Genomic DNA, 9365 nt, shown 5'->3' with positions numbered 1-9365 from the left:
GCCCACGAGGACCGGGCCGAGCAGCGAGCCGCCACCGATCCCGTAGACGCCGCCCACGACGCCGACGGCCAGGGCCAGCCCTCTCGTCCCGCGCGGCGAAGGCGGGTGGACGGGGCGGGCTCGTGCCGGGCGGAGGGTCCGGAAGCTGAGCCAGAGTCCGAGCGGGAGCAGCAGCGCTGCGACGAGGAGGCGGAAGACGCCCGGGCCGGGAACCGCGAACACCCGGATCACAGCGCCGACTACGACACCGGGCACGGTGCCCACGACGAGCAGACGGGTGAGCGGCCCGCCGAGTCGTCCCGCCCGGTGGTAACGCAGGAGCGCGCCCGGGCCGGCCACGACGTTGTACAGCAGGTTCGTCGGCGTCACCGCCGGGCTGGGCACGCCGAGCAGACTGACCTGTACGGGCAGGAGGAAGACCGCCCCGGACACGCCGGCGGGGGCCGTGACCACCGAGATCAGGAGTCCGGCGGCGAGGCCGAGCAGCCCGGTCGACCAGTCCACGGCTCCTCCTCCACGGCTGTGGGTGCGGCTTCAGTCGGCGGGCTCGGCGAAGTGGTCGAACTCGCCGGCCCGGACGCCTTTCGCGAAAGCCTCCCACTTGCTGCGGGTGGTCGTGACGACGTTCTCCGGGTGGCTGGTCTCGCGGAGGTGGACGAGGTCGTCGCCCTCGCCGAAGGCGATCTCGATCCAGGGTCCGGGGCCGGGTTCGCCCTCGGGGGCGGCGCGGTTCCAGGTGAGGGCGTCAGTCATGGAGGTGCTCCTCCTTGAGCGTGCGGAGGAGGGCCCGGAGGGCGGTGGGGGTGGTGCGGATTATCGCGCCGGTGGGGTCACCCGATTCGGTGAGGCCTATTGATCCGCGTCGGTCGGTGCCCACGTGAACGCAGGCTTCGCCCTGTGCGCAGTACGACGACTTCTGCCAGGTGTGCTGGGACATCGGGGCTCCTTTCACAGGCCCTTGGCGACCCTGTGGATGAGGTCCTGGGACTTCACGACGTTCAATGAAGCCGCTTCGAGGCGCTCCAGGAGGAGTCGGTACTGGGAGAGTTGAGCTTCGGCGTCGATGAAGACAGGGCCGTGTGACTGATCGAGTTGTGCGGTGTCGAGTGCGGGTACTGGTCCGTGCACGTAGTACAGGGACTGTCCCGACCCCGGATAGTAGGTGGCCTCGAAAGGGATCACGCGGATGGATGTGTGAGGGAGCTCGCTGACCTTGAGCAGGTGCTGCAGTTGCCCGCCGGTGACCTCCGCACCGCCGAACCTCATGTGGAGTGCGGCCTCGTGAATGACGGCCCGGTAGGGCGAAGGGTTCGAGCGGTGGAGCACGGCCTGTCGCTTGATGCGGTACGAGACCCGGTGCTCGATCTCAGGCGGGGACAACTCCGGAACGGCTTGACGGTAGATCTCCCGAGCGTGGTCGACGGTCTGGAGCAGGCCGGGAATGTGGATGCTGTGCGCCGCGTGCAAGCTGGTGCCGTGGTGTTCGATCTCGGCCAGGTCGAGCAGCTTGGGCGGCAGGATCTCGCGGTATTCCTCCCACCAGCCACGCTTGCGGTCGGTCGTCATGGACACGAGTGCCTCGACCAGCGCTTGGTCTGTGCAGGAGTACGTGTGGGCCGCGACCCGTACACGATCGGCACTGACCCCGAAGCGTGCGACTTCTATGTTGCTGAGCTGCCCTGAACTCGTACCGAGAAGGTCGGCGGCTTGCGTGGTGGTCATGCCGGCGCGCTCTCGAAGTTTGCGCAGTTCGGCGCCGAGCCGCGTGCGGCGCGCGGTGGGGGCGGCCCTGCCTGCCATATCGAACTCCCCTTGCAATACATCCCGTTGATGGGTCACTCACACGAGTGGTTCAGTGCAAGGATTCCGGTCCATGGGTGAAAGGAATCTTTGCGACGACCTAATCTCGGTCTCAGGCCACCCGCCCGGAAGTACCCCGCTCGACGGAGCGGCCTCGTCACCGGGCGCCGCAGCACACCTCATCGACGCCTTCCGCCCCTCGTGATCGGAGAACTCCATGCCCACGGCCACCGTAGCGCCGCCCTGGACGTACACCCTCCAACTCCCGCAGGATCCCCGGGCCCCCGGGGTCGCCCGGGCCACGCTCCGTAACGTGCTCCGCGTCCACGGCATGTCCGAACTCACCGAAACAGCCGAGCTGTTGGCCAGCGAACTCGTCACCAACGCCTACCGGCACTCCTCAGGACCGTACTCCCTCCGGATCCGTGACGCCGGCCGCAGCCGGATCCGGATCGGGGTCTGGGATACCGAACCGCACATCCCCGCCCCCTTCCAGTGGAGCGCGCAGGCTCCGCAGGAACTGGCCGAACGCGGGCGGGGGCTGTATCTCGTCACGCTCTACGCGGAGAGCTGGGGCGGCTACCCGATGCGCGGCGGGCTGCCCGGGCAGGGAGGGAAGATGCTCTGGGTGGAATGCGTCGCCAAGCCGGACGATCAGGACGGGCTCCGAGGCGTGTCCTGAGGGTGGGGCCCACTGGTCTCAGGCGCGGGTGAAGAGGTACGGGACGCCGCGTTGGGTGAGGACCCGCAGGCGGTCCTTCCCGGCGGGGCGGATGTCGAAGGTGTTGTGGCCGTGACAGATGCCGATGTCCGGTGCGGTAGGCCGTGTGACCGCGCCGAATAGCCTGTCCGGGGTGGCCTCCGTGACCCCGGCAAACCACGCACACGACTGTGCGCCTTCACCGCCGGTAAATTCGAACAGGGCTCCAGGCCTGAGATCAGTGATGGAGAGCCCCATCGACGGCGTCGTGTCCGATGTTCTCCACGTCCCCTTGTACGTGCGCAGGAGTTCTTCGTCCGCATACGCCGCGGTGTCCTTGCGCAGGTCGGCCGTGGCGCCTTCGGTGCGCCACTCCAATACGTCGCCGTTGAGCGTGAGCATTTGGGTGGTGAACGGCAAGCAGGACACGCCATCGTCGTCTCCTTCGATGGGTTGGCTCAAATGTTCCGCGTCCAGGACTGCCTGCCCGCTCACGACGCGCAATTTGCCGACATGGCCCAGGCAGGCACGCTCGGGGTACTGCAGGATCACGTCCGCCCTGTTTCCCGTTGACGGATTCCCGCTGGTGATCGTGAAGCTGATGAACTGGACATCGCCGTCCTGTGTCCTGCCCGACGCCTTGCCCGACCAGGTCCCCACGAAGGCCTCGCTGTTGAATGCGCGAGGGGAGGCCGAAGCTGTCTGCTTCGGCTTCCGGTCGTTGTGCCCGGCCGCGTCGTCTCCGTTGCTCAGCATCGGCGCGAGCGCCATGCCCGCGCCGATGAGCACGAGCAGTCCCGTGGCGAGCGCGAGCCTTCGCCGGATCTTGGGGTTGCGCGGGCGTCGTGCCGACTCGTCGGGCGCCTTCCCTCCGTCCCGTGGTTCCGGACCAGGTGTCGTCTGCGGCTTCCGGTCGTCCGGTTGCACCGCCGTTTCGGTTGAGGGCTCCGTCCGCCCCTGCGGCAGCGGTTCGGGCTCCGGCTCCGTCTCGGTCGTAGGTGCGGGGACGTACTGAGCCGGGCGAGGGTCAGCCCGGGCGCCGATCGAGGCGAGCAGTTCGGCGGGAAGCCAGGCGGGGCGGGTATCGGGGGCCCAGGGTTCGGTCTCCGCTGCGATGTCCTGCGTCGCGGGTCTGTCGCGAGGGTCCTTCCGCAGGCAGTTCCGTACGAGCTCCACCAGGAGCGACGGCAGGCCGGTCAGGTCCGCTTCCTCCTCGGCGATGCGGAACATCAGCGCGTGGGCTCCGCTGTCCAGGGCACCGAAGGGGGTCCGTCCGGTGGCTGCGTAATGGAGGACCGCGCCCAGGCAGAAGACGTCCGAGGCCGGGGTGAGGCGCCGCTCGCCGCGGACCTGTTCCGGCGACATGAAGCCCGGCGATCCGATCACGGCACCGGTCCGCGTCAGGAAACCGTCCACGGGCGTCTCCACGGCGCGGGCGATCCCGAAGTCGATGACGCGCGGCCCGTCGACGGTGAGCAGGACGTTGGACGGCTTCAGATCGCGGTGGACCAGGCCGGCCCCGTGAACGTCGCCGAGTGCTCGGGCGAGCCCGTTGGCGAGAGCGAGGACCGATTCCACGGGCAGTGGGCCGTGCTCCCCGGCCGACACCACGGTGTGGAGGTCGGGGCCCGGTACGTAGCCGATGACGACCCAGGGCGTCGGGCACTCCGTGTCGGCGTCGAGGACGGGTGCGGTCCACGTTCCGCCGACCTTCCGGGCGGACTCGACCTCCTGGGCGAACCGCCGCCGGAACTCGGGGCTGTGCGCGAAGCCGTCGTGGACCACCTTGATGGCGACGGTACGTCCGGCCTCGGAACGGGCCAGATACACCCGCCCCATCCCGCCGGCCCCGAGCCTGCCGATGAGCCGGTACGGCCCGATCTCTGAAGGGTCCCCAGGTAATAACGTGTCCACGTCACGACCGTAAAGCACCCATGATCGGACGTCAGCCGGTCGGCCGGACAGCTGGTGGTCAGAGTCCGGCGAAGTGGTCGAACTCGCCCGCCCGGACGCCTTTCGCCGGAATGAGCCGCGGTGTTCGATGTCCGAAGGGAGCAGTTCCGGGACGTGCTGCCGGAAGATCGCGCGCTTGGTCTGCTTTCTGGAGTAGTCCAGGGATGTGTACCGCGATGGCACCTCGCAGCCGTGTGGTGTGGTGCTCCAGCTCGGCGAGGTCTAGGAGTGAGCTCGGCAGGAGTTCGTGGTACTCGGACCACCAGCCGCGCTTCCGGTCCTTGACCATGTCGGTCAGGGCTTCGATGAAGGCGTGGTCAAAACATGAGTAGTTCTGCGCCATCGCTTGCAGCCGCGGGAAGTCTCGTAATGTCTCCGACCCCTCGCGGCAAGCACGTGGGAACGATCAGGCGGCTCCGTCGCCAGTTGGAGTCCAGGCTGCCGTCGGGGACCGCGGCGTATGAGGTGCCCGAGCCCCCGGCTCTAGTCGTCGCGACGGACTCGTTCCCCCGGTACGGGACCGGAGCGGTTGGATGAGCCGTGCCTCCGAGGACTCCAACCGGCGCATGCTGCGGGCCCGGGACGCGATGGACCGGGCATACGCCCAGCCGCTCGACGTGCCGGCTCTCGCCCGGCTCGCCCACGTGTCCGAGGCGCACTTCTCGCGCACCTTCCGGGCCACGTTCGGCGAGACGCCGCATCGCTACCTCCAGCGACGCCGGGTCGAGCGGGCGATGTTCCTGCTGCGGGAGACCGACCGCAGTGTGACGGACATCTGCTTCGAGGTCGGCTTCGGCAGTACCGGGACGTTCAGCCGGACGTTCCGGGACGTCGTCGGCCGATCGCCGAGGGCGTACCGCAAGGAAGCGGTGGCCACGGGTGTCCCCACCTGCTTCACGATGGCGTGGACGCGGCCGAGCGTCTGATCGCGCACCGGCGCGGGGCATCGGCCGGGGTGCGTTCTCTGACCGATTGACAAAGCGGAGCGCTGTTCCGGATACTGAACGGAGCGGTGTTCCGTTTTTTTGCCGACCAGTGCGGGACACCCCTGACCGCCCTGTCCGCCGCCCGGTCGAAGGAGACCCGCGGGCGGCAGGTGCCATCGAGAAGGAGCCCTCGCCGTGAGCACATCCGCATCCACAACCACCAGCAGCGGTACCGCCTTCGACGCCTTGGGTGCGCCCGCCCCGGTCCTGTCCTTCAGCCCCGTGACCCTCTCCGTACCGGGACGCCCGGTCGACCTCCAGGTGCGCGTCTCCGCACCCGCGACCGGAACGGCGCTTCCGGTCCTCCTCCTCTCCCACGGCCACGGCCCCTCGAACAACCTCTCCTCGCTCAACGGCTACGCCCCGCTGGCCGACTTCTGGGCCGCACACGGGTTCGTCGTCCTCCAGCCCACCCATCTCACCTCCGCGACACTGAGCCACCTGGTCGCGGACGCCCCCGGAGCCCCCGACTTCTGGCGTTCCCGTGCCGAGGACATGACGCACATCCTCGACCGGCTCGACGTGATCGAGAGCACCGTGGCGCAGCTTGCCGGGCGGATCGACCACAGCGGCATCGCCCTCGCCGGACACTCGCTCGGCGGCTTCACCGCAGCCCTTCTGCTGGGCGCCGGGCTCACCGACCCCGCAACCGGGGACGTGGTGCACCTCGTCGAGCCCCGGATCAAGGCCGGCGTCCTGCTTGCCGCGCCCGGCAGGGGCGGCGAGGTCTTCAACGGGCCCATGGCCGGGCAGTGGCCGATCATCGGTGGCGTCGACTTCTCCACCATGACCGCACCCGCTCTGGTCGTCGCCGGGGACAAGGACGACTCCCGGCACTTCACCGACATGGGGCCCGAGTGGCACGCCGACCCCTACACCCTCGCCCCCGGGCCCAAGGACCTGCTCACGCTGTTCGACGCGGAGCACGGGCTCGGCGGGATCGCCGGATACGACGCCGCCGAGACCACCGACGAGAGCCCCGCGCGCGTGGCTGCCCTCGCCCGGCTCACCGCGGCCTACCTCCGGACGCGTCTCCACCCCGGCGACCAGGCGTGGCGGACCACGTCGGAGGCGCTGACGACCGGCCCCGACGCGGTGGGACGGGTCGTGTCCAAGTAGACGGCGTCCAGGTGGACGGCGTCCAGGTGGACGGCGTCCGAGTGGACGGCGTCCGAGTGGATGGGCCCCGGTTCCTCTTGGCCGAAGTCCTTGCCGATTGAGCAGATACGGATAAGTTTTCGCGGCGGCGGCGTCGTAGCGTGAACGGCATGTTCAACGCAATCACGCACTCGCAGATGTACGTCCTCGATCAGGACGAGGCCCTCGACTTCTACGTCGGCAAGCTCGGGCTGGAAGTGGCCGCCGACGTCGACCTGGGATTCATGCGCTGGCTGGCCGTCAGCGTCCCGGGCCACCCGGAACGGCAGATCCTCCTGGAGAAGCCGGGCGCTCCGGCGATGTCCGAGGAGACGGCCGCGCAGGTCCGCGATCTGGTGACGAAGGGCGCGATGGGCGGCTGGGTCATCCTCACCACGGACGACTGCCGCAAGACGTACGAGACGCTGCGCGCCCAGGGCGTCGAGTTCATCGAGAAGCCCACCGAGCGTCCCTACGGTACGGACTGCGGTCTCCGCGACCCGTTCGGCAACCGCCTCCGCTTCACGCAGCCGAAGACGGCCGGCTGACGGAGGGGCAGGCCGGGTGACGGAACGGCCGAGCCTCCTGACGGGCTGCCGTGAGGGCGTACGTCAGGAGGCTCGCGGAAGGACGGCCGGGCCAGGGCCGGGGCCGGGCCGAGGCCGGGGTCAGGACTTCGAGTCGGCCTGCTTCATGGAGCTCACCGCGTCGGCGATCGAGCCGCTGTACAGGCCCAGCTTCGGGTCGAGGACCTTCACGTCGGGGCCGAGCGGGAAGTTGAGCTGCTCCGCGTTGGGCATGTGGTCGCCGTCGGCCAGCACGTTCAGCTCGTTGATCCAGGTCAGGGCGCCGTCCGCGCCGCTCGGGTTGAGGTCGATCACCGCGATGGCGGCGGTCTTCGGCTTGACCGGGTAGGCGGGGGCGCCGCCCAGGCCGCTCGGGACCAGCGGGGTGACGTCACCGCTGTGGTCCTGGGCGCTCTCGCTGCCCAGGCTGACCCGCGGGAAGTAGCTCAGACCACAGGCGTTCGCACCGGTGTTGTTGACCTCGATCACCTGCTGGGTGGCCGAGCCCTCACGGGCGTACACGCGCACCGACAGGTCGTCGCTCTTGCACGGGTGCTTGTAGGCGTAACTGTCGCTGGTGTTGCCGCCGGTGGTCGTGCCGGCCTTGGCTGCGCCGCTCTTGGACGTCCCCGTGCTGGAGGTGACCTTCTCCGCGGATCCGCCGGTCGTAGCGGTGTCCGAGGAATCGTCGGAGCCGGAGCCGGACTGCTGCGAGGCGCCCGCCGAGGCGGCGCTCTTCGCGGCGTTGTCCGCCGGACCGGCCGACTTGGTGCCGCCGCCGTCCCCACCGCAGGCGGTGAGGGCCAGGGCGAGCACGGTGGTGACGGCTGCGCCGAGGGCGGCGGTGCGCTTGCGGGAGTGGATCGTACGCATGTGAATTCCCCGAGTGTGTGGCGGTCGAGTGTGGAGGTGCTGCCGAGGCCCGGAACTTGCGGCGAACCGCTCCCCCTCCTGACCTGCTGACATGTGAAGCTTCCCGCCCGCCGCTCATGTTCTGCTAACGCCTCCCTGACGTCCTGCTGACGTTCCCCGGAACAGGCGTACAGCCCCGCCCGGCCCCGGCTCGCCGCACCTCAGGCGAACCGTGAGCTCGGGACCGGTCCGATGGCGTCGACACGGTCCCGGGGCGCCGTGGCCCAGCCCGCGGAGGTAGCGGCGACGAATGCGCCGAACACCGCATCGCCGTCCGGCGGTGTCGCGCCGTCGCCGGCGTCGGGAGTGCCGTCCGCCCGCGTGATCTCGGCTGCGATGTCGCGTTCCGGGCGGTTGTCGGGAGGGGACTGCTCCACACCGTTGTCGCCCATCCGCATGGTCGCGCCCCAGGGCTCGACGACGGTCTGGGCCAGGAACGTGTTCACGTCCGCGGTCGCGACCGGCGGGTTCGTCCAGCAGGTCGCGTGCTCGAAGAGGATCTGCCCGGCCGGGCGCCGCCGCAGGGTGACCGCCACGTCCGGTTCGACCCCGTTGATGTCGTACGCGACGACAAGGGTGTCCGTTCGCTGCGGGTCGTACGGCTCGGCGGGCAGTCCCAGTATCTGCGCGGCGGCGAGGCCGAGAATGCGGTCGCTCCGGCCGGGCAGCAGGGAGACGGACCGGGGTGCGCGCCCTGTGGTGCGCAGGACGAGTGCAAGCCGGTCGAGGCCGTGCCGGCACAGCTCGACGGTGTCCCCCAGGTACGCGTACCGGCCGGTCATCGAGGAGTCGAAGCCGTACGGGGAGAGCACGGCCAGGTATCCGCCGGTGAGGGCGTAGTGCCAGCCGCGCAGGTCCCGGTGGTCGAGCGGGCCCGCCTGCGCGGCGCCCTCGGTCCTGCGCAGCATGTGGCTGACGCGGCCGTGCGCCCACTCCCACTTCGCGTCGTCGGGCGCCGGCAGCAGGTCGAAGGCGTCCCGGGCCGCGGAGAGGTCCCCGGCCAGGAGCGAGTTGTGGACGAGGAGGTAGCGCTCGGGCCAGGCGGGGAGCTCGTCGCCGACCGCGGCGAGTACGGCCATCGCCTCCGCGTTGCGGTTCTCGCGCTCCAGCGCGGAGACCAGCTCGGCCCGTACCCGGCGGGAACCGGGCAGTTGGCGCAGGGCTTCGCGCAGGGCGGGCACGGCGAGGAAGGCGAGGTCGTGCTCCACGCAGGCGTAGCCGAAGTCGTAGAGCTCCTGCGGCCGGCCGGGCTTCCGGGCCAGGGACTTGGCCGCCCCGGCCAGGTCATCGACGCCTGCGGCAGCGGCGAGC

General features: G+C 70.0%; 12 protein-coding genes. 4 read left to right on the top strand and 8 right to left on the bottom strand.

All coding sequences use genetic code 11. The annotated features are described in order from the left end of the window. The 4 genes from JGS39_RS32470 to JGS39_RS32455 all read right to left on the bottom strand — a co-directional run. Positions 1–504, bottom strand: a 504-nt coding sequence (locus tag JGS39_RS32470) for a TSUP family transporter (protein ID WP_219573330.1), incomplete at its 3' end; no start/stop codon positions are given. 30 nt (positions 505–534) lie between these two features. After that, a complete protein-coding gene (locus JGS39_RS32465) occupies positions 535–753 on the bottom strand; it encodes a DUF397 domain-containing protein (RefSeq protein ID WP_219573329.1) in 219 nt (72 codons plus the stop codon). Further along, on the bottom strand, positions 746–937 hold the full coding sequence (locus JGS39_RS32460; protein WP_219573328.1) for a DUF397 domain-containing protein: 192 nt from the start codon (positions 935–937) through the stop codon (positions 746–748). Before JGS39_RS32460 ends, JGS39_RS32465 begins: the two co-directional genes overlap by 8 nt. 11 nt (positions 938–948) lie before the next feature. Continuing rightward, on the bottom strand, positions 949–1800 hold the full coding sequence (locus JGS39_RS32455) for a Scr1 family TA system antitoxin-like transcriptional regulator (protein ID WP_219573331.1): 852 nt from the start codon (positions 1798–1800) through the stop codon (positions 949–951). Between the two features lie 217 nt (positions 1801–2017). Between JGS39_RS32455 and JGS39_RS32450 the strand changes: the two genes are divergently transcribed. Further along, entirely contained in the window at positions 2018–2482 is a 465-nt protein-coding gene (locus JGS39_RS32450) for an ATP-binding protein (protein ID WP_219573327.1), read from the top strand. An 18-nt stretch (positions 2483–2500) separates the two neighbouring features. On the opposite strand, the gene JGS39_RS32445 is transcribed toward JGS39_RS32450, so the two are convergent. Together JGS39_RS32445 and JGS39_RS32440 are read right to left on the bottom strand one after the other, a co-directional pair. Beyond that, entirely contained in the window at positions 2501–4414 is a 1914-nt protein-coding gene (locus JGS39_RS32445; protein ID WP_219573326.1) for a serine/threonine-protein kinase, read from the bottom strand. A gap of 58 nt (positions 4415–4472) precedes the next feature. Then, complete coding sequence (locus JGS39_RS32440; RefSeq protein WP_219573325.1) at positions 4473–4796, bottom strand: hypothetical protein; 324 nt, start codon at positions 4794–4796, stop codon at positions 4473–4475. 190 nt (positions 4797–4986) lie between these two features. Here JGS39_RS32440 and JGS39_RS32435 point away from each other — a divergent pair, with 190 nt between their 5' ends. The 3 genes from JGS39_RS32435 to JGS39_RS32425 all read left to right on the top strand — a co-directional run bounded on the left by JGS39_RS32435 (position 4987) and on the right by JGS39_RS32425 (position 7124). Next, positions 4987–5379, top strand: a complete 393-nt coding sequence (locus tag JGS39_RS32435) for a helix-turn-helix domain-containing protein (RefSeq protein WP_219573324.1) — start codon at positions 4987–4989, stop codon at positions 5377–5379. Between the two features lie 195 nt (positions 5380–5574). Next, positions 5575–6558: an alpha/beta hydrolase family protein gene (locus JGS39_RS32430; RefSeq protein ID WP_219573323.1), complete on the top strand. Its 984-nt coding sequence runs from the start codon at positions 5575–5577 to the stop codon at positions 6556–6558. A gap of 149 nt (positions 6559–6707) precedes the next feature. Further along, positions 6708–7124 carry a VOC family protein gene (locus tag JGS39_RS32425; protein ID WP_219573322.1) on the top strand — a complete coding sequence of 139 codons (417 nt, stop codon included), beginning with the start codon at positions 6708–6710 and terminating at the stop codon, positions 7122–7124. A gap of 120 nt (positions 7125–7244) precedes the next feature. Here JGS39_RS32425 and JGS39_RS32420 read toward each other — a convergent pair whose 3' ends face one another. Both JGS39_RS32420 and JGS39_RS32415 read right to left on the bottom strand, forming a co-directional pair. Next, a complete protein-coding gene (locus JGS39_RS32420) occupies positions 7245–8015 on the bottom strand; it encodes a DUF4232 domain-containing protein (RefSeq protein WP_219573321.1) in 771 nt (256 codons plus the stop codon). Positions 8016–8215: 200 nt separating this feature from the next. Then, the coding region (locus JGS39_RS32415) for a hypothetical protein (RefSeq protein WP_219573320.1) at positions 8216–9365 on the bottom strand (1150 nt) is incomplete at its 5' end.

The organism is Streptomyces poriferorum, from assembly GCF_019399235.1.
In the GTDB taxonomy this organism is placed as follows: domain Bacteria; phylum Actinomycetota; class Actinomycetes; order Streptomycetales; family Streptomycetaceae; genus Streptomyces; species Streptomyces poriferorum.
This window is presented reverse-complemented; position numbering and strand designations above follow the sequence as displayed.